25 protein-coding genes are annotated in these 20814 nt (G+C 68.1%); 6 read left to right on the forward strand and 19 right to left on the reverse strand.

Annotation, left to right across the window (positions count from 1 at the left end; translation table 11 throughout):
* The first annotated feature begins 43 nt into the window (after positions 1 to 43).
* Together BS69_RS0102240 and BS69_RS0102245 are read left to right on the forward strand one after the other, a co-directional pair.
* Entirely contained in the window at positions 44 to 1594 is a 1551-nt protein-coding gene (locus BS69_RS0102240) for a hypothetical protein (RefSeq protein WP_029940362.1), read from the forward strand.
* Between the two features lie 66 nt (positions 1595 to 1660).
* Complete coding sequence (locus BS69_RS0102245) at positions 1661 to 3223, forward strand: hypothetical protein (RefSeq protein WP_029940363.1); 1563 nt, start codon at positions 1661 to 1663, stop codon at positions 3221 to 3223.
* On the opposite strand, the gene BS69_RS0102250 is transcribed toward BS69_RS0102245, so the two are convergent.
* Both BS69_RS0102250 and BS69_RS0102255 read right to left on the reverse strand, forming a co-directional pair.
* A complete protein-coding gene (locus tag BS69_RS0102250) occupies positions 3220 to 3717 on the reverse strand; it encodes an isoprenylcysteine carboxyl methyltransferase family protein (RefSeq protein ID WP_029940364.1) in 498 nt (165 codons plus the stop codon). The genes BS69_RS0102245 and BS69_RS0102250 overlap by 4 nt on opposite strands.
* Positions 3714 to 4685, reverse strand: coding sequence for a type III polyketide synthase (locus tag BS69_RS0102255; RefSeq protein WP_245605090.1), 972 nt, complete (start codon positions 4683 to 4685; stop codon positions 3714 to 3716). Before BS69_RS0102255 ends, BS69_RS0102250 begins: the two co-directional genes overlap by 4 nt.
* Positions 4686 to 4858: 173 nt before the next feature.
* Here BS69_RS0102255 and BS69_RS0102260 point away from each other — a divergent pair, with 173 nt between their 5' ends.
* Positions 4859 to 5950 carry a PQQ-dependent sugar dehydrogenase gene (locus BS69_RS0102260; protein WP_245605091.1) on the forward strand — a complete coding sequence of 364 codons (1092 nt, stop codon included), beginning with the start codon at positions 4859 to 4861 and terminating at the stop codon, positions 5948 to 5950.
* Between the two features lie 12 nt (positions 5951 to 5962).
* Here BS69_RS0102260 and BS69_RS0102265 read toward each other — a convergent pair whose 3' ends face one another.
* Positions 5963 to 6211: a CsbD family protein gene (locus tag BS69_RS0102265; protein ID WP_029940367.1), complete on the reverse strand. Its 249-nt coding sequence runs from the start codon at positions 6209 to 6211 to the stop codon at positions 5963 to 5965.
* A gap of 52 nt (positions 6212 to 6263) precedes the next feature.
* Positions 6264 to 6962 carry a tRNA (guanine(46)-N(7))-methyltransferase TrmB gene (gene trmB, locus BS69_RS0102270; protein ID WP_029940368.1) on the reverse strand — a complete coding sequence of 233 codons (699 nt, stop codon included), beginning with the start codon at positions 6960 to 6962 and terminating at the stop codon, positions 6264 to 6266.
* Between the two features lie 50 nt (positions 6963 to 7012).
* Here trmB and BS69_RS0102275 point away from each other — a divergent pair, with 50 nt between their 5' ends.
* On the forward strand, positions 7013 to 7525 hold the full coding sequence (locus BS69_RS0102275; protein ID WP_211248100.1) for a DUF2231 domain-containing protein: 513 nt from the start codon (positions 7013 to 7015) through the stop codon (positions 7523 to 7525).
* Positions 7526 to 7575: 50 nt separating this feature from the next.
* Entirely contained in the window at positions 7576 to 7821 is a 246-nt protein-coding gene (locus tag BS69_RS0102280; RefSeq protein ID WP_051676467.1) for a hypothetical protein, read from the forward strand.
* Here the strand turns inward: BS69_RS0102280 and metK are convergent.
* The 13 genes from metK to BS69_RS0102345 form a co-directional block, all read right to left on the reverse strand.
* Positions 7818 to 9032 (reverse strand): methionine adenosyltransferase, encoded by a 1215-nt coding sequence (gene metK / locus BS69_RS0102285; protein WP_029940371.1) that lies wholly within the window; start codon positions 9030 to 9032, stop codon positions 7818 to 7820. The two genes, BS69_RS0102280 and metK, sit on opposite strands and share 4 nt — an antisense overlap.
* A 47-nt stretch (positions 9033 to 9079) precedes the next feature.
* Positions 9080 to 10630 (reverse strand): apolipoprotein N-acyltransferase, encoded by a 1551-nt coding sequence (gene lnt / locus BS69_RS0102290; RefSeq protein ID WP_245605092.1) that lies wholly within the window; start codon positions 10628 to 10630, stop codon positions 9080 to 9082.
* Positions 10631 to 10635: 5 nt separating this feature from the next.
* Positions 10636 to 11514, reverse strand: a complete 879-nt coding sequence (locus BS69_RS0102295; RefSeq protein ID WP_029940373.1) for a hemolysin family protein — start codon at positions 11512 to 11514, stop codon at positions 10636 to 10638.
* Positions 11514 to 12020 carry an rRNA maturation RNase YbeY gene (gene ybeY / locus BS69_RS0102300; protein WP_037504334.1) on the reverse strand — a complete coding sequence of 169 codons (507 nt, stop codon included), beginning with the start codon at positions 12018 to 12020 and terminating at the stop codon, positions 11514 to 11516. Before ybeY ends, BS69_RS0102295 begins: the two co-directional genes overlap by 1 nt.
* Positions 12017 to 13027: a PhoH family protein gene (locus BS69_RS0102305; protein WP_029940375.1), complete on the reverse strand. Its 1011-nt coding sequence runs from the start codon at positions 13025 to 13027 to the stop codon at positions 12017 to 12019. The genes ybeY and BS69_RS0102305 overlap by 4 nt, the downstream gene beginning before the upstream one ends.
* A 62-nt stretch (positions 13028 to 13089) precedes the next feature.
* Positions 13090 to 14403, reverse strand: coding sequence for a tRNA (N6-isopentenyl adenosine(37)-C2)-methylthiotransferase MiaB (gene miaB, locus BS69_RS0102310; RefSeq protein WP_029940376.1), 1314 nt, complete (start codon positions 14401 to 14403; stop codon positions 13090 to 13092).
* Between the two features lie 11 nt (positions 14404 to 14414).
* The gene (locus BS69_RS0102315) at positions 14415 to 15116 is read right to left on the reverse strand and encodes a lysophospholipid acyltransferase family protein (protein ID WP_051676468.1); all 702 of its coding nucleotides are present in this window, start codon (positions 15114 to 15116) and stop codon (positions 14415 to 14417) included.
* Positions 15117 to 15156: 40 nt separating this feature from the next.
* Positions 15157 to 15579 carry a Fur family transcriptional regulator gene (locus BS69_RS0102320; RefSeq protein ID WP_029940378.1) on the reverse strand — a complete coding sequence of 141 codons (423 nt, stop codon included), beginning with the start codon at positions 15577 to 15579 and terminating at the stop codon, positions 15157 to 15159.
* Between the two features lie 115 nt (positions 15580 to 15694).
* Positions 15695 to 16123, reverse strand: coding sequence for a Ros/MucR family transcriptional regulator (locus BS69_RS0102325; protein ID WP_029940379.1), 429 nt, complete (start codon positions 16121 to 16123; stop codon positions 15695 to 15697).
* Positions 16124 to 16247: 124 nt separating this feature from the next.
* A complete protein-coding gene (gene rimI / locus BS69_RS0102330) occupies positions 16248 to 16724 on the reverse strand; it encodes a ribosomal protein S18-alanine N-acetyltransferase (RefSeq protein ID WP_029940380.1) in 477 nt (158 codons plus the stop codon).
* Positions 16721 to 17329, reverse strand: coding sequence for a tRNA (adenosine(37)-N6)-threonylcarbamoyltransferase complex dimerization subunit type 1 TsaB (tsaB, locus tag BS69_RS0102335; protein ID WP_029940381.1), 609 nt, complete (start codon positions 17327 to 17329; stop codon positions 16721 to 16723). The genes rimI and tsaB overlap by 4 nt, the downstream gene beginning before the upstream one ends.
* A 60-nt stretch (positions 17330 to 17389) precedes the next feature.
* Positions 17390 to 18364, reverse strand: a complete 975-nt coding sequence (locus BS69_RS0102340) for a quinone oxidoreductase family protein (RefSeq protein ID WP_029940382.1) — start codon at positions 18362 to 18364, stop codon at positions 17390 to 17392.
* A gap of 40 nt (positions 18365 to 18404) precedes the next feature.
* A complete protein-coding gene (locus BS69_RS0102345; RefSeq protein ID WP_084184499.1) occupies positions 18405 to 19346 on the reverse strand; it encodes a LysR family transcriptional regulator in 942 nt (313 codons plus the stop codon).
* A 185-nt stretch (positions 19347 to 19531) separates the two neighbouring features.
* Here BS69_RS0102345 and BS69_RS0102350 point away from each other — a divergent pair, with 185 nt between their 5' ends.
* Positions 19532 to 19765: a hypothetical protein gene (locus BS69_RS0102350; RefSeq protein ID WP_029940384.1), complete on the forward strand. Its 234-nt coding sequence runs from the start codon at positions 19532 to 19534 to the stop codon at positions 19763 to 19765.
* Between the two features lie 299 nt (positions 19766 to 20064).
* Here the strand turns inward: BS69_RS0102350 and BS69_RS0102355 are convergent, their stop codons facing one another.
* Positions 20065 to 20346, reverse strand: a complete 282-nt coding sequence (locus BS69_RS0102355) for a hypothetical protein (RefSeq protein WP_029940385.1) — start codon at positions 20344 to 20346, stop codon at positions 20065 to 20067.
* A 131-nt stretch (positions 20347 to 20477) separates the two neighbouring features.
* Positions 20478 to 20765: an antitoxin Xre/MbcA/ParS toxin-binding domain-containing protein gene (locus BS69_RS0102360; protein ID WP_051676469.1), complete on the reverse strand. Its 288-nt coding sequence runs from the start codon at positions 20763 to 20765 to the stop codon at positions 20478 to 20480.
* Positions 20766 to 20814: the final 49 nt, after the last annotated feature.

The raw sequence follows: 20814 nt of genomic DNA on the forward strand, positions 1-20814 counted from the left end.
GCCGAACGGCCAACACGCAAGGCGACGCTGCGGGGGGAATGGAGTGGGGGGCACGATCGACCGCTGGCTGCGCCAGCCGCTGCTGACCGAGAAGGGGGCCGCCGCCAACCGCTGGCCACGCCGCATCCTGCTCCTCGCCTGGCTCGCGGTCACGGCCTGGCTCGCCTTCAATCACGTTCCCTGGCGCGACGAGGCGCGGGCCTGGTCGCTGATGCTGATGGCGAAGGACTGGCCCGACCTCTTCCGCGTCGTGCACGGCGAGGGTCATCCCTATCTCTGGTACATCATCCTAAAGGCGGGCCATTCGCTCAGCGGCGCGAAGGAAGTGCTGCAGGTCGCCGGTTTCATGATCGGGGCCGCGGCCGCCGCGCTGCTGATCCTGCGCGGCCCGTTCCGCCTGCTCCCGCTCGCCCTGATGGCCTTCAGCCTTTGGCTCGGCTTCGAATATGTCGTGCTGGCGCGAAACTACGGGATCGCGGCGCTGCTCATGTTCGCAATCGCGGCGCTCTGGCCGCGAGTCCGCGACACGCTCTGGCTTGGTGTTCTCCTTCTCCTGCTCGCGAACACCAACGTTCCGAGCGTCTTCCTCGCCGGCGTCTTCGCGCTCTATCGGATGCTCGAGATCTGGAGCGCCAACCGTGACCTGCGCTCGGCCGAGTGGCGGCGCTGGGCCGGCAACACCGCATTGCTCCTGCTCGGAACCGTGCTTTGCTTCCTCGCGGTCTATCCGCCCGCGAACGACGCAGCCGCTGCCGCCAACGCCTTGCCGCTGACCGCCATGAATCTGCTGGCTGCGCTGGCGACCGCCTACCGGTCCTTCATTCAGGTCGGCTTCGGTGATTTCTCACCGATGGGGATCATCCTTGTCTGGCTGAGCGTGCTCGTCTTCGCCCGCCGCACGCCCGCGCTGGTGACCGCACTCGCGGCACTCATCTGCCTCCGCTTGTTCTTCTTCATGGTCTACCCCGGCTATTACCGGCACTCGGCCTTGTTCTTCGCCTTCATGATCGCGCTCGTCTGGATCGAGGCACGCAAACCCACGACCGAGGGCGAACGCCAGAGCCTCCTTCCCCTCGTCGGAAGCTGGGCGCTCTTCGTGCTCGTCGCGATGCAGTCGGTCCTTTATGTCATCGCGCCCATCTCCAACGCCGTGGCCGGCAAGCCCTTCAGCCACGCCGCCGACCTTGCCCGGCTGCTCGACCGGCCGGAATATCGCGGGTCGCTGCTGATGGTGGAGCCCGACACCATGGGCGAATCGGTCGCCTACCAGACCGGCCGGCCCAACTGGCTGATCCGCCAGGACCGCCTCGGGACCGTCACCCCGCTCGCCAACAGCGGAAACAAGCTGCTGACCCTCGACCGGCTGGCCGACCAGGCGGCGGCGGTTCATGCGCGGACGGGCAAGCCGGTGCTGATCGCGATCAACCTGCCGATCGACCGGCTCCCGCCGGGCAAGTACGATCTCATGTACCGTGATTACACCGTCCTCACCCCCGACAGCGTCGCCCGCTTCGAGGCACGGACCCGGCGGATCGCCTCGCTGCGCAATTCGGGCGGCGATGAAAGCTACGACGTCTACGTCTATCCCCGCTGAAGCCGCCCCTTGGCGAGACGCGCGGGCCGAGGCTAAGGCGTCTTCGATCTAGCGCGTGGGGGGCGAGTGCAACAGAAATCCGACTGGTTCCGGCAGCCGCTGCTGACGGACGTTCCGCCACGCGCGACGCGGGGAGCGCGGCTGCTCATCCTCGCCGCCTGGCTCGCCGTCACCTTGTGGATGGTCGCCCACCACGTCCCCTGGCGCGACGAGGTCCGCGCCTATTCGCTGATGCAGATGGGGCAAAGCTGGCCCGACATGTTCCGCGTCGTACACGGCGAGGGACATCCCTATCTCTGGTATATTCTGCTCAAGGCCGGGAACGACCTGTTCGGGGTGCGCGAGGTGCTGCCCGCGGTCGGCTTCCTGGTCGCGGCGGCGGCCGGCAGCTTGCTTGCGCTCCGGGCCCCGTTTCGTCTCGGGCTGATCGCGATCCTGCTGTTCAGCCTCCACCTCGGTTTCGATTATTCGGTGGTGTCGCGCAATTACGGGATCAGCGCGCTGGTGCTGTTCGCCATCGCCGCCTTCTATGCGCGGATCCGCGACAGTCTGTGGTTCGGGCTCCTGCTGCTCCTCCTGTGCAATACCAACGCGCCGAGCGTCTTCCTCGCCGGCGCCTTCTTCCTCTACCGGATGATGGAATTGTGGGGCGAGCGGCCGGGCTGGCGCTCGCGTTCCGTACTGGTGCTGGCGACCAACGGCGCGCTGATGCTGCTCGGCGTCCTCCTTTGTTTCCTTGCCATCTATCCGCCCGCCAATGACGCGGCCGCCGCGGTCAACCGCGTGCCCCTCAATGCCCAGACCCTGCTGCCCGGGATCATCGACGGCTATCGCTCCTTCGCGGCGCTCGGCTTCCACAACGCGCCGCAGCTCGCCAACCTGTTCATCGTCCTCAGCATCGCGGTGTTCGCCCGCCGCCGGCCCGCCGTCGTCGCCGCCGCCGCCGCATTCGTGACGCTGAAACTATTCTTCTTCTTCGGCTTCCCCGCCGCCTTCCGCCATGCCGCGCTGCTCCTCATGTTCCTCGTCGCCCTGCTGTGGGTCGAGGGCGACAAGCGCGCCGCCGGGCCTGTCGCCGAGCGGGACGAGGACCACGGCCTGCTGTCGCTGGTCGCGCGCTGGGGCTTCGTCCTGCTGCTGGCGATGGAAAGCGTCATGTATGTGCGCGGGCCGGTCGCCGGCCTCGTCGCGGGCCGGCCGTGGTCGGGCGCGAAGGAACTCGCCGCCATCCTCGAGCGCCCCGAATACAAGGACGCGCCGCTGATCGTCGAACCCGACGCGCTTGGCGAAAGCGTCGTCTACTGGACGGGGAAGCCCTTCTACCTGCTTCGCCAGCAGCGGTTCGGCACCGTCACGCCTTTCAGCATGACGGGGCGCAAGGAGATGAGCCTCGACGACATCCTGGGCTCGGCCCGTCAGCTCCATGCGGCCACGGGCCGGCCGGTGGTCATCGCCATGGAGCGCGATCTTCGGACCGTGAAGCCCGGCCGCTACGACGTCATGTACGCCGACTACATGACCTTCACGCCGCAGAATATCGCGCGGTTCCAGGCCGGCACCCGAAGGATCGCCGCGATCCGCGACGCCTTCGGGGACGAGCGCTACGACATCTACGTCTACCCGCGCTAGGCGAGGCGGAGCGCGCGCTCCTCGGCGCGGATACGGATGAACAGCACCGCCGCGTTGAGCAGCGAGAAGATCAGCGCGACCTGCCACAGCCCGAAGACCAGGGGCAGGACCGCGATCTCGCCGATCACCACCAGGTAATTGGGGTGGCTGACGAAGCGGAAGGGGCCGCCCGTCACCAGCGGCGCGTTCGGCAGCACGATGATCCGCGTCGTCCAGCGCGGGCCCAGCGTGCGCAGCACCCACAGCCGGCCGAGCTGGAGCAGCACGAACAGGCCAAGCAGCGGCCAGGCGATCGGCTGTCCCGGCGCCAGCCAGAACAGGGTGGCGAGCCAGCCGGCATGGACCGCGACGATCAGCGGATAATGGCCGGGCGCATATTCCTTCGCCCCCATCGCCAGCAGCCGCGCCGTATTGGCCCTCGCCAGCACCAGCTCGGACAGGCGCTGCAGCAGCACGAAGAAGAGAATGGCGAGTTCGGGCCAGTGCGGGGTCATGCACGCTCCAGGGTCAAGGCGGCGCAGGTGAAGCCCGGCCCGAAGGCGGTCAGCAGGGTTCGCGCCGGAAGGCCGCGCGCCAGCAGCCGTTCGAGCACGAAGAGCACCGTCGGCGCGCTCATGTTGCCATGGTCGCGAAGCACCGCCCGCTCGAGGTCGAGCGCGCCTGGCGCCAGGTCCATCGCCTCCTCGATCGCGGTGATCACCTTGGCTCCGCCGGGATGCGAGCAGAGCCGGTCGATGTCGCTTCGGGTCAGCCCCATGTCGGCGAGGATCCCGTCGACCGCGCCGGCCAGTTCCTTGGTGACGAAGGGCGGGATGGCGCGGTCGAACACCACCGCCAGCCCCGGATCCTCGACCCGCCAGCCCATGATGCCGAGCGTGTCAGGCCATTGCCGCTCGCCCGCGGCGGTGATCGTGCCGAGGCCCGCGCCCTCGGTCGAGACCACGGCCGCGGCCGCGCCGTCGCCGAACAAGGCGGTCGCGACCAGCGCCGCGGGATCGTCGGTGTCGAGCCGGATCGAGATCGAGCAGGTCTCGATCGTCACGAACAGGAAGCGCTTGCCGGGCTCGGCGGCGGCGAGCCGTGCGGCGAGCGCCAGCCCGCTGACCCCGCCCGCGCAGCCCAATCCGAAGACCGGCACCCGGCGGACGTCGCCGCGAAGCCCGATTCGCGGGCCGACCCGTGCCTCGAGGCTGGGCGTGGCGATGCCGGTGGTCGAGACCGTGACCACACCGTCGATCTGGTCGGGGCGGAGGTCAGCCCGGCGCAGCGCAAGCAGCGCGGCTTCCTCGAACAGGCGCTCCGAGGCCTCGAGGTAGAGCGCGTTGCGCGACTGCCAGCCGTGTTCGCTGCCATACCATTCGGCCGGCGCCACGATCGCGCGCTCGTTTATTCCGGCATTGTCGAAGACGCCCGACAACCGGTCGAACAACGCCTTGCGGCCGGAGAAGAGTTCGCGGGCCAATGCCTTGGCCTGGTCTTGCGTGACGCGATGAGGGGGCAGCGCGGTCGAAAGACTGAGTAGCTTGACGGGCTGCACCAGGACAGGGACTTCCTATAAGGGTCGCTGGAAAGCACGACCGTGACCATAACCACTGGAGATACGCAAGGATGCCGCCAAAAGCTTCACGTGCCCTGTTGGCCTTTGGTCTGGCTCTCGCCTCCTGCGGCACCGCGGCGCTGCCGTCGGAAGATCGCCCCGCCACCGGCGGCAAGCCCTTCAAGGTCGCCCCCGTCGCCAATTTCGACACGCCCTGGGCCATGACCTTCCTGCCGGGCTCGACCAACGCCCTCGTCAGCGAGAAGGACGGCCGGCTGTGGGTGGTCGATACGGCGAGCGGCGCGAGGACAGCGGTAACCGGCGTGCCCACGGTCAAGGTGGCGGGGCAGGGCGGCCTCGGCGATGTGGTGATCGGGCCCGACAATCGCGTCTACCTGAGCTTCGTCGAGGGCGGCCCCGGCGGGACCAGCGGTGCGGCGGTGGGTTACGGCCGCCTCGTCGAGAGCGCCGGCACCTATGCGTTGCAGGATTTCAGGATCGTCTGGCGGCAGGATCCCAAGGTCACCGGTGCCGGCCATTTCTCGCACCGCATCGCCTTCGGGCCCGACGGCGCCATGTATGTCACCTCGGGCGAACGGCAGAAGGGCGACCCCGCCCAGGCGATGGACAAGAACCTCGGCAAGGTGCTGCGCCTGACCCCCGAGGGCCAGCCCTTCCCGGGCAATCCCTGGGCGGCGAAGGGCGGGGTCACTGCCCAGCTCTGGTCGATGGGCCACCGCAACCTCCTCGGCCTCGCCTTCGCGCCCGACGGCAAGCTGTGGGAACATGAGATGGGGCCGCAGGGCGGCGACGAGGTCAATCTCATCACGCCCGGCAAGAATTATGGCTGGCCGGTCGTGTCGAACGGTTCGGACTATGGTGGGGGCGACATTCCCGATCATCCGACCCGGCCCGAGTTCGAGGCGCCCAAGGTCTGGTGGAACCCGAGCATCTCGCCGGCGGGGCTGATCGTCTACACCGGCGACCTGTTCCCGGCGTGGAAGGGCGACCTGCTGCTCGGCGCGCTGTCGGGGCAGTCGCTGATCCGTGTCGACGTCACCGGCGATCAGGCGAAAAAGGCCGAGCGCTGGGACATGGGGGCCCGCATTCGCGAGGTGGAGCAGGGGCCCAAGGGGGAAATCTATCTGCTCGAGGACGGCGGGCGCCTGCTGAAGCTGACGCCCGCCTGATCCGGTCGACCCTTAGTAGGTCTTCTTGCCGCGCAGCGTGTTGATGATTGCGAGGCCGATCACCCCGACCGCCGCGGCGGTGGCGAAGGGCTGCTTCATCGCGACGTCGCGGACCTGGCCGATGCCCTTGCGGACGGTGCCGGTCAGCTGGTCGGCGAGGCCGTCCTGCTGCAGCACGGGATCGTTGGTGGCCTGGCCGAGGCCTTCCTTGACCTGGCCCTTCACCTGGTCGGTGGTGCCGGCGATGGTGTCGATGTTCATGGGGACTACTCCGCTGGTTACTGTTCGGAGCGTCCAACGCATGGGGCCCGCCTCAGGTCCGGCGGTAGCGCAGGTAATAAGGCCGTCGGCCCTCGCGCCGGCTCTTCGCGCCATAGCGGGTCTCGATCCAGCCCGAGGGGGGATCGAGGAAATCGGACGGCGTCTCGGCCAGCCATTCGAAGTCCTGCGTGTGCCGCTGCATCACCATCAGCGTCCATTCTAGATAGACCGGGTGGTCGGTGGCGATGCGCAGTTCGCCGCCCGGCCGGAGCTTGTCGGCGAACAGCCCGACCGGCCCGTCATTGACCATCCGCCGCTTGGCGTGCCGCGCCTTGGGCCAGGGGTCGGGATGGAGCAGATAGAGCATGAACAGGCTGCCGTCGGGCACCCGTCGAAGCACCTCGAGCGCATCGCCCATGTGCAGCCGGACATTGCGCAGCGGCCCGTCGCGGACATGGCCGAGCGCGGTCGCGACGCCGTTGAGGAAGGGCTCGGCCCCGACGAAACCATGGTCGGGGAGGAGATCGGCGCGGTGCGCGAGATGCTCGCCCGAACCGAAGCCGATCTCGAAGTGAAGCGGCCGGTCGTCGCCGAACAGGATGGCCGAGGTGATCGGCCCGTCGGCGGGGACGTCCACCTGGGGCAGCAGGGTCTCGACCAGGGCTTGCTGGCCCTGGCGGAGCTTGTGTCCGCTCGAACGGCCGTAAAGACGATTGAGGGTCAGCGGATCGCCGGACTTGTGCGCGGTCATGCGATAGGCCTTTAAGGGCCAACGCTGCGGCGACAACAGTCGAGAGGTAAATGCGTCCCATGAATGGCGATTATCCGCGGGCAACCGCCCACATCGGCGGCCATCCGCTCCATCCCTTGGTGGCCCCGTTCCCGATCGTCAGCTTCATCGGCGCCTTCGTCACCGACACCATGTGGCTCGCCTCCCACGAGGCGGGCTGGGCGACCGCGAGCAACTGGCTGATCGGGGTCGGGCTGGTCACCGCGCTCCTCGCCGCCGCGACCGGCATGGCCGATTATCTCGGCGACGACCGCGTGCGCAGGATCGGCCAGGCGACCCGGCACATGATCGCCAATGTCGTGGTGGTGACACTGGAAGCGGTCAGCCTGTTCGTTCGCCTCGGCGGGGGCAGCGAGATGATCGGGTCGCTCGGCATCTGGCTCGGCGGCGCGTCGGTCGCGATCCTGGTCTATTCGGGCTGGCTCGGCGGCGAACTCGTCTATCGCCACCGGGTCGGCGTTCGCGATCCGCAGGAGGACGAGCCGGCCGCGTCCTCGCCCAAGTTCAGCCGCGACCGCCGCTAGCCTTTGGACCAGCCGCGCACCCCTTTTGCTGCGCGCGGCGTTGAGGGGGCATGAGCTTCACGCAGCTACAGCCCCCGCTTCCCCTCCACGTCGTCGATCGCGGCAAGGGACAGGCCATGGCCGTCATCGACTATGGCCCCGAGTTCGACCTCCTGTGGGTGGTCGCGATGGACGAGGGCGGCGAGATTTGGTGCGTGCCCAATCCGCAGGTGCGGATGCAGGCCAACTGGTCGCTCGGCCGGCGGCCGGACCAGCCCCGAGGCAAGGTCCAGCCGCTCGCCGCCGCGGTCGGCTAGGCCGCCGCCAGCGCCTTCAGTTCGTCGACGAGGTCGGTCTTTTCCCACGGGAAGAGGTCGCCCTCGGCCTTGCGCCCGAAGTGGCCATAAGCCGCGGTCGCCTCGTAGATCGGCTTGTTGAGGCCGAGGAGGGTGCGGATCCCGCGCGGGGTCAGCCGGCCCAGCCGCTCGATCTTGCCGATCGCCTGCTCGAGCACGTCGTCGCCGACCGTCCCCGTGCCATGCGTGTCGACATAGAGCGACAGGGGCTCGCTGACACCGATCGCGTAGCTGAGCTGAATGGTGCAGCGCGTCGCCAGCCCAGCGGCGACGATGTTCTTCGCGAGGTAACGCGCGACATAGGCGGCCGAGCGGTCGACCTTGGTCGGGTCCTTGCCGCTGAACGCGCCGCCGCCGTGCGGGGCCGCGCCGCCATAAGTGTCGACGATGATCTTGCGCCCGGTCAGCCCGCTGTCGCCGTCGGGACCGCCGATGACGAAGCTGCCGGTCGGGTTGATGTGATAGACGGTCTGGTCGGTCAGGAGCTCGGCCGGAATGACCGAGGCGACCGCCTTCTTCACATAGTCCTTGAGCTCGGCTTCCTGTTCGCCGGCGTCATAGCCTTGCTTGTGCTGGGTCGAGACCACCACCGCGGTCGCCTCGACCGGGCGGCCGTTGGCGAAGCGCAGGGTGACCTGGCTCTTGGCGTCGGGCTCGAGGAAGGGCGCCGCGCCCGAATGACGGTCGGCGGCCAGCTTCTCGAGGATCTTGTGGCTGTAATAGAGCGTCGCCGGCATGAGGTCCGGAGTCTCGTCGCAGGCGAAGCCGAACATGATGCCCTGGTCGCCCGCGCCTTCGTCCTTGCCCTCACCGGCGTCGACGCCCTGCGCGATGTGCGCCGACTGCGGATGCAGGTGGTTCTGGAACTCGAGATTGCTCCAGTGGAAGCCGTCCTGCTCGTAGCCGATCTTGCGGACGGTCTGGCGGACAACGTCCTCGATCTCCTGCTCGATGCCCTCGGCCCAGTTGCCGGCCTCGTCCATGATGCCCTTGCCGCGGATCTCGCCCGCCAGCACCACGAGGTTGGTGGTGGTCAGCGTCTCGCAGGCGACGCGCGCCTCGGGATCCTTCGACAGGAACAGGTCGACGACGGCGTCGCTGATCTGGTCGGCGACCTTGTCGGGATGGCCTTCGGACACGGATTCGGAGGTGAAGAGATAGGAGTTGCGCATGGGTCTCCGGAGCGTTCAGACGCGAATTTAGGGATATAAAGAAAGCTTTATATGCGGGCCCTGTAGCGGGCACGGCCGTCGATGCCAACCGCGATTAGAAGCAGCAGGAAGGCGAGGCTGAGCGGCACGACATTGCCGTGCCGGCTGAAGAATGTCGGCTTGCCCGGCGCGGGCAATTGGGCGTCGATCACTCCCGCGGTCCGCCACGGAATCGAGGCCAGCAGCCGGCCCTCGCTGTCGATCACCGCGCTGATCCCGGTCGGAGTCGAGCGGATGATCGGAACCCCTTCCTCGGCCGCGCGAAGGCGGGCCTGGGCGAGATGCTGCGGCGGGCCCCAGCGCCCGAACCAAGCGTCGTTCGAGGGATTGAACAGGAAGTCGGGCCGGTGGGCGCGGTCGACCACTTGCCCAGAGAAGATGATCTCGTAGCAGATCTGGACGCCCATCCGGCCCCAGTTGCCAAGGTCCAGCGTGCGCGGGCCCGGCCCCGACAGCGTGTCGCCGGTCCCGGGCGCGAGCTGCGACAGGCCGATCGCGCTCAGCAGCGGCCGCATCGGCAGATACTCGCCATAAGGCACCAGATGCGCCTTGTCGTAGCGGCCGAGGATCCGGCCCTCGGCATCGATCGGCATCACGCTGTTGGTGTCGCCGGTGATCCGCCCCTGATTGTCGACCATCAGCGCAAAGGCCCCGGTCAGCAGCAGGTCGCCCGGCCGAATGAGGCTCGCCGCACGCACCGCAGGCGGCAGCGTGACCGGCAGCATCCTTTTGTCGTCGGGCACCGCCTGGAAGGGAACGGGGATTGCCACCTCGGGCCACATCAGGAGGCGCGGGGGACCCCCGGCGCGAGACAGGCCGGCGAGCTTCTGGAACGCCTCCTCGTCGAGCCCCGGCCGCCACTTGTCTTCCTGCCCGATATTGGGCTGGACAACCCGGATCGGCTTGCCAGTCTCGCCAGCAGGCCGGGCATAAGATCCGGCCGCCGCCAAGACGATGACCAGGGGAAGGCCCAGGGGGTAGGCCGCTTCGCGCAAGCGCTTGGTCGCGAGGAGCCATAAGCCGCCGCCCATCGCTACCGTGAGGATCGAAAATCCGTAGGTACCGAGCGTCTTGGCCGCGCCCCGCCACCAGGTGTCGACCAGGATCACTCCGACCGGGTTCCAGGCGAAGCCGGTGAACATGGTCGCCCGAAGCCACTCGGTCAGGGCCCAGGCTCCGGCCAGCGCGAGCACCAGCGCCGAAGGCGTCCTTTGCCCGAACCGCCAGGCAAGGCCCGCCGCGATCATCGGATAGACGGCGAGATACAGGCTCAGCAGCACTACCGCGAGCCAGCCGAGCCACGCCGGCATTGCCGCCTGGTAGGTGAAGCTGGTCGCGATCCAGTTCAATCCGAGGACGAACTGACCGACCCCGAAGCACCAGCCGATCCCCAGCGCCCGCCGAAGCCCCGCCGCTTTAGACAACAGGAAGCTGAGGCCGGCGAAGGCGACCAGCATCAGTGGCCACAGCCCGAGCGGCTGGAAGGCGCAGGCCGAGACGAGGCCCAGCGCAAAGGAGGTCGGCAGCTGCAGCCGCGAATTCAGGAGACGCGCGGGCAAGCGGCTCAGGCTTCTTCGGTCTCAACGCCCTCGGGCGCGTGGAGCCGGAGGCGATGCATCTTGCGCTCGTCGGCCTCGATCGATTCCAGCCGCCAGCCGCTCGGATGCGCGACGCTCTCACCGGGCTCGAGGATCCGGCCGGCGAGCAGGAAGGCGAGCCCGCCCAGCGTATCGACCTCGTCGTCCTCGGCCACCAGCCGGGCATCGACCGCTTCGGCGAGGTCCTCTAGCTCGAGCCGGGCATCGGCTTCCCACAGCCCGTCGTCGAGCCGGGAGAGCAGGGGCTGCTCCTCCTCGTCATGCTCGTCCGCGATGTCGCCGACGATCTCCTCGACCACGTCCTCGATGGTCACGAGGCCCTCGGTCCCACCGAATTCGTCGATCACGACCGCCAGGTGGACCCGGTCGGCGCGCATCCGGGCGAGGAGATCGAGGACGCCCATGCTCTCGGGCACGAATAAGGGCGTGCGGATGATCTCCTCGACGCTCTTGCGCTCAGTCGCGTCGAAGTAAGCGTTGAAGACGTCCTTGATGTGAACCATGCCGACGATCTCGTCGAGGCTCTCGCCGGTCAGCGGCAGGCGGCTGTGCCCCGCCTCGGCGAAGATCCGGGCCAGTTCCTCGAGGCTGCTGGTGCGGGGCGCGCAGATGATCTCGCCGCGGGTGACGCAGATCTCGCCCGCCGTCCGGTCGCCGAAATGCAGCAAATTCTTGAGCATCTGCCGCTCGAGTGGGCTCAAATCGCCCTTTTTGGGCTGATCGTCCTCGGCGTCGTCGATCGCCTCCTCGATCTGGTCGCGCAGCGTCGGCTCGCTGTCCTCGCCGAACATCAGGCTGCGAAGGCCGCGCCACAGGCGCGAACCACTGTCGGGTTGCGAGGCCATCAGGCGGCGACCTCATAGGGATTGCCGATGCCGAGCCGGGCCAGCGCCCGCGTCTCGCGCGCCTCCATGTCTTCCGCCGTTCCGTCCTCGAGGTGATCGTAGCCCAGCAGGTGCAATGTCCCGTGCACCATCAGGTGCGCGGCATGGTGTTCGAGGCTCAGCGCCTTCTCCTCGGCTTCGCGCGTGCAGGTCTCATGGGCGAGCACGATGTCGCCCAGCATCAGTTCGGGGCCGGGGGCACCGGCGCCATCGAGGTCATCGGCCTCGGCCTGCGGGAAGGACAGGACGTTGGTCGGCTTGTCCTTGCCGCGCCAGGTGGAGTTCAACTCGCGCACTTCGGCGTCGCTGGCCAGCACCACCGACAATTCGACTGCCCGCTCGCCATCGGCAAGCTGCGGCCAGGCGCTTTCGGCGATGGCGGCCCGGGCCGCGGCCTCGGCCAGCCGCGCCCAGTCGGTGCTACTGTCCCACTCGTCGTCGGCGTCGAGCATCAGGTCGAGGGTCATGCGGCCGGCCCTTCATAGGCCTCGACGATCCGCCCGACGAGCGGGTGGCGGACGACGTCGGCGGCGCCGAAGCGGACCATCGCGAGGCGCGGAATGCCCTCGAGCTTGGTCACGGCATCGGCAAGGCCGCTCTCGACCCCGCGCGGAAGGTCGGTCTGGTTGGGGTCGCCGCAGATCACCATCCGGCTGCGCATGCCGAAGCGGGTGAGGAACATCTTCATCTGCTGCGGCGTGGTGTTCTGCGCCTCGTCGAGGATGATGAAGGCGTCGGAGAGCGTGCGGCCGCGCATGAAGGCGATCGGCGCGATCTCGATCTCGCCGCTCGCGATCCGCCGCTCGACCTGTTCGGTCGGAAGCATGTCGTAGAGTGCGTCGTACAAGGGGCGGAGATAGGGATCGACCTTCTCCTTCATGTCGCCGGGCAGGAAGCCCAGCCGCTCGCCCGCCTCGACCGCGGGGCGCGACAGGATCAGCCGGTCGACCTGCCCGCCGATCAGCATGCTGACCGCCTGCGCCACCGCGAGATAGGTCTTGCCGGTGCCCGCGGGGCCCAGCGCGAAGATCATGTCGTCGCGGGCCAGCGCCTCCACATACTGGGTCTGGATGGTCGAGCGCGGGACGATCGTCTTCTTGCGCGTCCGGATCATCACCCGGTTGGGATTGCTCGCCGGCGCCTCGGCATCGGGCATGATCCCGTCGAGCTGGCGCTGGGCGCCCATGCCGATCACGCTCTCGACCACGGCGAGGTCGACGTCCTGCCCGGCATCGAGCCGGCTGTAGAGATCGACCAGCACCTCGCGGGCGCGGGCGCAGCTGTCGGGCTCGCCCTCGATCTGCACGCGATTGCCGCGCGCGGCGATGTTGACCCCCAGGCGATCCTCGATCGCGACCAGGTGGCGGTCATAGTCACCGAACAGCGGGCCAAGCAGATAGGGCTGCTCGAACTCGATCTCGAGGCGGGAGCGGGTGGGATCGTCCACCGCGCGGAGGTCAGGGCGCTTGGGCATCTAGGCGGTGCAAGCCATGGGGTGCGTCATCGTTCCCGAATGTAATGCGCTTGGGCGAAGAGTCACGCGGCCTGTTGTTGCTCCTTGGTGACGAGTTCACCCGACAGGCTGTTGGGCAGCGCCCCCGTCAGTCGCACCTCGACCATGTCGCCGATCCCGGCTTCGGTCTCGACGAACACCGACTGGAGCCAGGGCGACTTGCCGATCATCTGCCCGGGCTTGCGGCCGACCCGGTCGATCAGGATTCGTGTCGTTTCGCCAACCTTGGAGGCGTTGAAGGCGCGGCTCTGCTCGGCGACCAGGGCCTGGAGCCGCTGGAGCCGTTCGTCCTTGACCGCCTCGGGGACCTGTCCGTCCATGGTCGCCGCCGGGGTTCCGGGCCGCGCGCTATATTTGAAAGTGAAGGCGCTGGCGTAGCCGACCTGCCGCACGATCCCGAGCGTCGCCGCGAAATCCTCCTCGGTCTCGCCCGGAAACCCGACGATGAAGTCGCCCGAGATGGCGATATCGGGCCGCGCCGCTCGGACCTTGTCGAGCACGCGGAGGTAGTCCTCGGCGGTGTGGTGGCGGTTCATCGCCTTGAGGATCCGGTCGCTCCCCGCCTGCACCGGCAGGTGGAGGTAGGGCATGAGCTTCGCGCAATCGCGGTGCGCTTCGATCAGGGCCTCGCCCATATTGATCGGGTGGCTGGTCGTGTAGCGAATCCGCTCCAGCCCCTCGAGGTCGGCGATCCGGTGGATCAGGCTCGCGAAGTCGGCGCTCCCGTCTTCCCACGCATTGACGTTCTGGCCGAGCAGGGTGAGTTCGCGGGTGCCGCCCTCGACCAATTGCGCGGCCTCCTCGAGGAGGTCGGCCATGGGCCGGCTGACCTCGGCCCCGCGGGTGTAGGGCACCACGCAATAAGTGCAGAATTTATCGCACCCTTCCTGGACCGAGAGGAAGGCGCTGACGCCCGCCCGGCGGCGACGGGGGAGGGCGGCGAACTTGTCGAGCGAAGGAAGGTCGGTGTCGACCGGGCGCGCGCCGCTCTCGACCTCGCGCAGCATGGCGGGAAGGCGGTGATAGGCCTGCGGCCCGACCACCAGGTCGATCGCCTTCGAGCGGCGGCGCGCTTCCTCGCCCTCGGCCTGCGCGACGCAGCCGGCGAGCGCGATCACCGGCTTCGAGCCGTCCTCGCGGGTCAGCCGGCCGACCTCGGAATAGGCCTTTTCGGCCGCCTTCTCGCGGATGTGGCAGGTGTTGAGCACGACCACGTCGGCTTCGGCGCCGGCCGCCGCCGGGGTCATCCCCTCGGCGCTCAGCAGCTCGGCCATGCGCTCGCCGTCATAGACGTTCATCTGGCAGCCGAAGGACTTGATCTGGAAGGTCTTGGTCATGGTCGGCGCGCCTATACGCCTGCCGGTGCGACACCGCTAGGCGCGAGCGCGGCGGCGATGGCGTCATGGCTTTCGCGCGCCAGCGCCTTGCGGTTCCGGCCGGGCTCGAGCGGAGCGAGGAAGTGGAGGGTCACGTCCACCGTTCCCTTGCGGCCGAGCAGCCGGATGAAATTGGCCTGGCCGGTCTCGCCCGCGGGCCAGCCGAACTCGGGACCCAGCCCATGATAATCGATCGCGACCGGCTGGACGATGAGCGGCAGCGGCGGCTCCTCGGCCAGCTTGAGCAGGCTCGAGCGGAAGGGGAGCAGCGTTCCGCCGTCGCTGACCGTCCCCTCGGGAAAGAGGGTCAATGGCTTGGGGCTGGCCAGCGCGCGCTCCATCTCGCCAAGCTGGTCGCCGACGCTCGCCTTGCGCTCGCGATCGACGAAGACGGTGCCGTTCTGCTCGCACAGCCAGCGCATCACCGGATGGCCCTTCAATCCATCCTTGGCGACGAAGGCGCAGTCGGTCGCCCCGGCCAGCATCGGAATGTCGAGCCAGCTGACGTGATTGGCGACGATCAGCGTCTGGCGGCCGGGCTTCGGCCCGACGGCGCGGACCCGCGCCCCCGCCAGCCAGCCGATCCCGCGCAGCAGCCGCCGCGGCCAGGGCGAGGGCCCGAAGGGGCGGACGAGGAGATGGACGGCGGCGCAAAATGCGAGCCACCCGGCCATGGCGAGGAGCCGGCCGGCGGCGCGGAAGCGGGAAGACGATCTAGCGGTCGCGGCCAAGCGGGACGCCGTACAGCTCCAGCCGGTGGTCGACGAGCCGGAAGCCGAGGCGCTCGGCGACGCGGCGCTTGAGGTCCTCGAGCTCTTCGTCGTGGAACTCGACCACATTGCCGGTCTCGACGTCGATCAGATGGTCGTGATGCTCGTCCGACACCGCCTCGTAGCGCGAGCGGCCGTTGCCGAACTCGTGCCGCTCGAGAATCCCGGCCTCTTCGAACAGGCGGACGGTCCGGTAGACGGTCGCGATCGAGATGTTGGGATCGATCGCGCTGGCGCGTTCGTGCAGCGTCTCGACGTCGGGATGATCCTCGGATTCGCCGATGATCCGGGCGATGGTCCGCCGCTGCTCGGTGATCCGCAGCCCCTTTTCGGCGCACAGGGCTTCGATGTCGATCGTGCGGTGCATGGGGTTCGATTAGGGGAGGCGAGGGGACCCGTCTAGGCCCCGTTCGCCGTTCGCCCCGGGCGAAGTCGAGGGGCAGTCGCCTCGACTTCGCCCGGCACGAGCGGAGAGCGGCGAATTACTTCGCCGGCCGTCCGACGCGCTTGCGCTTGGTGCCAAGCCCGATCGACTTGGCGAGTGTCCGGCGCTGTTCGGCATAGTTGGGCGCGACCATCGGATAGTCGGCGTTAAGGCCCCACTTCTGGCGATACTGGTCCGGGGTCATGTTGTAATGGGTCATGAGATGCCGCTTGAGCATCTTCAGCTTCTTGCCGTCCTCGAGGCAGACGAGATAGTCGGGCTTCACCGAAGAACGGATCGGAACCTTGGGTTCGGGCTTGGCTTCGGGCGCCGCCACGCTGCCGCTGAGCCCCGCCAGCGCGCCATGCACGTTCTGGATGAGTTGCGGCAGGTCGTTCACGGCAACGCTGTTGTTGCTGACATGGGCGGCGACGATGTCGGCCGTCAGCGTGATCAGTGTTTCGGCACTTTGATCGCTATCGTTCATGTTGGAACCCTGATGGAGAAAGGACGCGGAAGGAAGGCGCACCGAGCAGCCCCGTGGGGTCGTTATCAGAGTTATGATTGAAGATGCAAATTCTGTTATTTGATCTTAATCTGGGGCAACTTTGTCAGACCTTGTGGACCATGGTCAGCGCGTCGAACAACTCACCATCTGTTCCGCGATAATATTTGTGCCGACGCCCGGCGACCGCGAAACCGTGCGACGAATAAAGGCCCACCGCCGGATTGCCGTCGCGCACTTCGAGGTGGAGGTGATGCGCGCCCGCGGCCTGCTGGTCGGCGATGAAGCGGTCGACCAGCATCCCCCCGACCCCGCGCCCGCTCGCTTCGGGGCGGACCGCGATCAACAGCAGCTCGGCTTCGTCCGCCGCGCGGCGCATCAGGCTGAAGCCGACCGCCTCGCCGCCGATCCGGGCGAGCAGCAGCGAGACCCCCATCATCGGCAGGATCCCGGCGCATTGCGCGCGCGTCCAGGCCTCGCCGAAGCGCGGGTCGAAGGCGGCGGCCATGATCTCCATCACGTCGTCGAGGTCGTCCCCGCCAGCCCGCTCGATCGTCGGCGACAGGGGTGCGGCGCGGCTCATGCGGCCTTGGGCTTGGCGTCGGGCGCGCGGGCGTAGATCGGCTTGGGAGCAAGGGTGCGAAGGGCTTGCGGCAGGCGCAGCGCCGCGGCGGCATCGGGCAGGATGTCGAGCGCCTCGCCAGCCCCACGCGCCGCGACCAGCGCCGCCGCGCCCGAGCCCGCGACCGTCTGCGCGTCGATCTTCCGCGCCGCCTCGGCCGGGACGAGGCTTGCGACCGGTCCCATCGCCGCGAAGGGCGCGCGCGAAAACTGCTGGACGAACAATTCGCCATGCCCGCCGGTGAGGGCGACTCCGACCGGGTCGTCCCCGGGCACCGAGGCGGCGAGGAGGGCGAGCGTCGACATGCCCGACAGCGAGGCGCCCCAGCCGAGCGCGAGCCCGTGCGCCGCGGCGATTCCGACCCGCAGCCCCGTGAAGCTGCCCGGCCCGCAGCCGACCAGCACCGACGTCGCGCGGCGGCCGTCCAGCATCGCGTCGAGCAGCGGCATCAGCCGCTCGGCATGACCACGGTTCATCACCTCGTGGAAATGCCAGACGAGGGTTCCGTCCTCGTCCAGCAGGGCGGCGGTGCAGGCGGGCGTAGCGGTATCGAGCACGAGCAACATGACGTCAGCATTCGGCCACGAAAGCGGCGGCAGGGCAAGTGCGGGTTATCGCGAGGTCGCCTAAGGAACCAGCAGCTGCGACCCCGTGGTCTGGCGCGCCTCGAGCAGGCGGTGAACCTCGGCCGCCCCGGTCAGCGGATGGCGGCCGCCGATCGTCACCTTGACCTTGCCCGCGCGGATCATCTCCCACAGCCGCGCGACCCCGGCCTCGCGCTCGGCCGGCGCCGCATAATAATCGAACAGCGTCGGACGGGTGCTCCACAGCGAGCCCTTCTGCGCCAGCACGCCGAGGTTGATCCCGGTGACCGGCGCCGAGGCGTTGCCGTAGCTGACGATCTTGCCGCGCTTGGCCGCCGAATCGAGGCTCGCCTCCCAGGTGTCGCGGCCGACCCCGTCGAACACCACCGCGCAGCCCTTGCCGCCGGTCAATTCGCGGACCCTGGGCGCGACCTCCTCATGGTCGTAGCGGATGATGGCGTCGGCCCCGGCCTCACTCGCCAGCCGCGCCTTCGCCTCGGTCGAGACGGTGCCGATGACCCTTGCACCGACCGCCTTCAGCCACTGGACGAGGATCAGCCCGACCCCGCCCGCCGCGGCATGGACCAGCACGTCCATCCCCGGTTTCACCTCGGCGCAGCGCTCGACCAGGAATTCGGCGGTGCAGCCCTTGAGCAGCGCGGCGGCGGCAAGCTCGCTCGGCACGTCCTCGGGCACCGGCAGGAGGTTGCTGGCCTCGACAAGCCGCGCGGTCGAATAAGCGCCGCGCTCGGGCCCGAAGGTCGCGACCCGGTCGCCTTCCTTCAGCGCCACGCCGGGGCCCGCCGCGAGCACCCGCCCAGCCGCTTCCATGCCGAGCGGGCTCGGCAGCTCGACCGGATAGACCCCGCTGCGGTGATAGGTGTCGATGAAATTGATGCCGATCGCCTCATTGGCCATCAGCACCTGGCCCGGTCCGGGCGCGGCAAGCCCGACCTCCTCCCATTCGATGACCTCGGGGCCGCCGGTGCGGCGGATGATGGCGCGGAGGGCTTTCATGGCCTCAGCCTAACCCCGCGCGGCCGCGCCGACAAACGGCTCAGGCGGCCACCCGCTCGGCCAGCCCGAGTTCTTCGCGCCGCCGCTCGACCGCGCGGACATGCGCGCTCAGTCGCTCGTAGAGATAATCGACCACGATCCTCACCGCCGGGGTCCGCCGCACCCGTTCGTGGGTGAGCAGCCACAGCTGGCGGCGATGATCGGTCCGCGGGGGCAGGCAGCGGATGAGGTCGGGGTCGGCATCGGCGATGACGCAGGGCAGGATCGCGATTCCAATCGCGCTCTTCACGGCGCTCATCAGCCCGTTGATGCTGTCGTAGCGGATCGACACCTGCTGCGAGAGGCCGAGTTCCTCGAGCCAGGCGAGATAGACGCGCCACAGGCCGCCGCCGCCGCCGCCGACGATATTGTGGCGCAGGAGGTCCTCGCGACTGGCCGGGACCCCGTGGGTCGCGGCATAATCGCGGCTGCAATAGAGCGTCCAGTCGTCGCGCAGCAGGGCCCGCCCGACCACGCCTTCGGGCTGCGGCTTGCCGGTGCTGCGCAGCGCGACGTCGGCCTCCCCGGCGCCGAGGTCGCGAAGCTCCTTGGCACTGTCGAGCTCGATCCCGATCTCGGGATGAAGTTCGTGGAGGTCGCGCAGCCACGGCGCGACCAGGCTGACGGCGAACACCTGTTCGGTGGTGATCCGGACCGTGCCACCGACGCTCCGGCCATGGGCCCGGGCGCGGGCCTCGGCGGCGAGCGCGGCCTTCTCGACCTCCTCGGCGGTGGCCATGAGATCGTGCCCGGCCTCGGTCAGCCGGTAGCCGAGCGCGCGCCGCTCGAACAACTTGACCCCCAGCGCCTCCTCGAGCGCGGTCACCCGCCGCGCGGCGGTCGACTGGCTGACGTGGAGGACGCGGGCGGCGGCGAGCGTGCTGCCATGGCGCGCGACGGCCAGGAATACGCGCCAGTCGCTCCATTCGGGATCGCGGGTCATGCCGCCTTCATATCCCAAGACCGGCCCGCACGGTTATGCAAAAATGACGAACCGTTCGTCACGCGGCGGGCACTCCAGAAATGACGAACCGGTCGCCGACAACAATGCTGCAGCCTGGCCGGGCCAAGCGCTACATAGGGTCCAGACGCCGGCGTCATCCCCATCCCGGACATACGGAGGATGACATGATCAATCTCGTGACCCTGCTTGGTGCCGCCTTCATCGCCGGCGCCCCCGTTTCCTCGCCTGCCGCCATCCAGGACAGGGTGGAGGAATTGTGCGCCGTCTCCAACACCGACCTCGAAGGCCAGCGCCTCGCCCGCACCTGCCGCACGCAAGTCCGTGCCCGGCTCGTCGCCCAACAGACCGCCGCCGCAACCAAGCTTATCAAGACCGCCGACAACAGCCGTCACAAGTAAGGGGGCGGCTGAAGAGTCCGCGCATCTCGAGCAAATCCGTCGCCCCGGGCTAGACCCGGGGTCCCGCTTCTTCATTCCTGAAAACGCAATGGTTGCGGGCTCAAGTCCAGCCAGTCTCTGAGGCGCGCTGGAAAATGCCCGGATCGCGGGACCCCGGGTCTAGCCCGGGGCGACGAGGCTGGTTGTTTGTAACGCAGCCCATAAGTTGTCTTCTAGCTGGCCGAATTTCAGGTGGTTAACTGGACCGTTGCGGTTGGGGTATGTCATCGCGACACCCCATAAGCTGTCATCCCGCGTATCTATGCGTCAGAGCCGGGCGGCTTATCCGATGTCTTGCCGGCCCATCCACCCTCGATCGCATCGTTGATTTCTTCGATTGAGAGAGGCTGCTGACCGTCTCTTTCGAGCATTCCAAAGACGTCCCGGATGTCGGACGCGCGGCCATCGTAGACCGTTAGGCCCGACCCGTGCGCCCGCCTAGATGCTTCCCGAGCAGCTTGCTTGAACACCGGGTCGACCACGGCAGCGACGATGTGTGCATCGCCTGATTCGACAGCCTTGAAAATGTCGTTCCTGCTCATGCGTGGATCCATACCACGGATCGCCCGTAGCCTTAAGCCCGAGGGATCAGGCGCAAGCCCTTGTCATGGTCATCAAGGCCTCTCCGAATCAATCGTAGACCAGCATTCGCGAGATACCTAACCCGGGGTGATCAGGTGTAAACGCCGTGCTCAATAACCTCTAGGAGCTCGAGGACGAGCTTAGCGCCCTCGTCCGAATTGAGAAGGTCCACTGGTCGCTGCTGGTTAAGCGCTATGGCCGGCTCTTGAATCCAATTGTTGGCTTCTTCGTTCCCACCAAGCACCTCGGCAGCCATTTTCTGAACAGTTGTGTGCCGGGCTGCTCGGGCGGTCGATCTCTTGGCGCCCGCATCAAGGATGCTCAGAAAACGACCAAAGTTTCTGTCGCTGATCGCATCAAAAAGGGTCTGGCGCGTCATGGAAAGAACATACCACAGGTACGTGCCCCACGGAACATCGAGCAAGGCT

The sequence above is a fragment of the Sphingomonas astaxanthinifaciens DSM 22298 genome (genome assembly GCF_000711715.1).
GTDB lineage: Bacteria > Pseudomonadota > Alphaproteobacteria > Sphingomonadales > Sphingomonadaceae > Sphingomicrobium > Sphingomicrobium astaxanthinifaciens_A.

Excerpts from the sequence above, each read along its gene's own strand:
- miaB (WP_029940376.1), bottom strand. The coding sequence starts at position 14,403 with ATGACCAAGACCTTCCAGATCAAGTCCTTCGGCTGCCAGATGAACGTC.
- BS69_RS0102355 (WP_029940385.1), bottom strand. The coding sequence starts at position 20,346 with ATGAGCAGGAACGACATTTTCAAGGCTGTCGAATCAGGCGATGCACAC.
- BS69_RS0102250 (WP_029940364.1), bottom strand. The coding sequence starts at position 3,717 with ATGACCCCGCACTGGCCCGAACTCGCCATTCTCTTCTTCGTGCTGCTG.
- BS69_RS0102340 (WP_029940382.1), bottom strand. The coding sequence starts at position 18,364 with ATGAAAGCCCTCCGCGCCATCATCCGCCGCACCGGCGGCCCCGAGGTC.
- BS69_RS0102265 (WP_029940367.1), bottom strand. The coding sequence starts at position 6,211 with ATGAACATCGACACCATCGCCGGCACCACCGACCAGGTGAAGGGCCAG.
- BS69_RS0102350 (WP_029940384.1), top strand. The coding sequence starts at position 19,532 with ATGATCAATCTCGTGACCCTGCTTGGTGCCGCCTTCATCGCCGGCGCC.
- trmB (WP_029940368.1), bottom strand. The coding sequence starts at position 6,962 with ATGACCGCGCACAAGTCCGGCGATCCGCTGACCCTCAATCGTCTTTAC.
- BS69_RS0102275 (WP_211248100.1), top strand. The coding sequence starts at position 7,013 with ATGCGTCCCATGAATGGCGATTATCCGCGGGCAACCGCCCACATCGGC.
- BS69_RS0102345 (WP_084184499.1), bottom strand. The coding sequence starts at position 19,346 with ATGACCCGCGATCCCGAATGGAGCGACTGGCGCGTATTCCTGGCCGTC.
- rimI (WP_029940380.1), bottom strand. The coding sequence starts at position 16,724 with ATGAGCCGCGCCGCACCCCTGTCGCCGACGATCGAGCGGGCTGGCGGG.
- BS69_RS0102280 (WP_051676467.1), top strand. The coding sequence starts at position 7,576 with ATGAGCTTCACGCAGCTACAGCCCCCGCTTCCCCTCCACGTCGTCGAT.
- ybeY (WP_037504334.1), bottom strand. The coding sequence starts at position 12,020 with ATGACCCTCGACCTGATGCTCGACGCCGACGACGAGTGGGACAGTAGC.
- metK (WP_029940371.1), bottom strand. The coding sequence starts at position 9,032 with ATGCGCAACTCCTATCTCTTCACCTCCGAATCCGTGTCCGAAGGCCAT.
- BS69_RS0102315 (WP_051676468.1), bottom strand. The coding sequence starts at position 15,116 with ATGGCCGGGTGGCTCGCATTTTGCGCCGCCGTCCATCTCCTCGTCCGC.
- BS69_RS0102325 (WP_029940379.1), bottom strand. The coding sequence starts at position 16,123 with ATGAACGATAGCGATCAAAGTGCCGAAACACTGATCACGCTGACGGCC.
- BS69_RS0102295 (WP_029940373.1), bottom strand. The coding sequence starts at position 11,514 with ATGGCCTCGCAACCCGACAGTGGTTCGCGCCTGTGGCGCGGCCTTCGC.
- BS69_RS0102320 (WP_029940378.1), bottom strand. The coding sequence starts at position 15,579 with ATGCACCGCACGATCGACATCGAAGCCCTGTGCGCCGAAAAGGGGCTG.
- BS69_RS0102305 (WP_029940375.1), bottom strand. The coding sequence starts at position 13,027 with ATGCCCAAGCGCCCTGACCTCCGCGCGGTGGACGATCCCACCCGCTCC.
- tsaB (WP_029940381.1), bottom strand. The coding sequence starts at position 17,329 with ATGTTGCTCGTGCTCGATACCGCTACGCCCGCCTGCACCGCCGCCCTG.
- BS69_RS0102360 (WP_051676469.1), bottom strand. The coding sequence starts at position 20,765 with ATGACGCGCCAGACCCTTTTTGATGCGATCAGCGACAGAAACTTTGGT.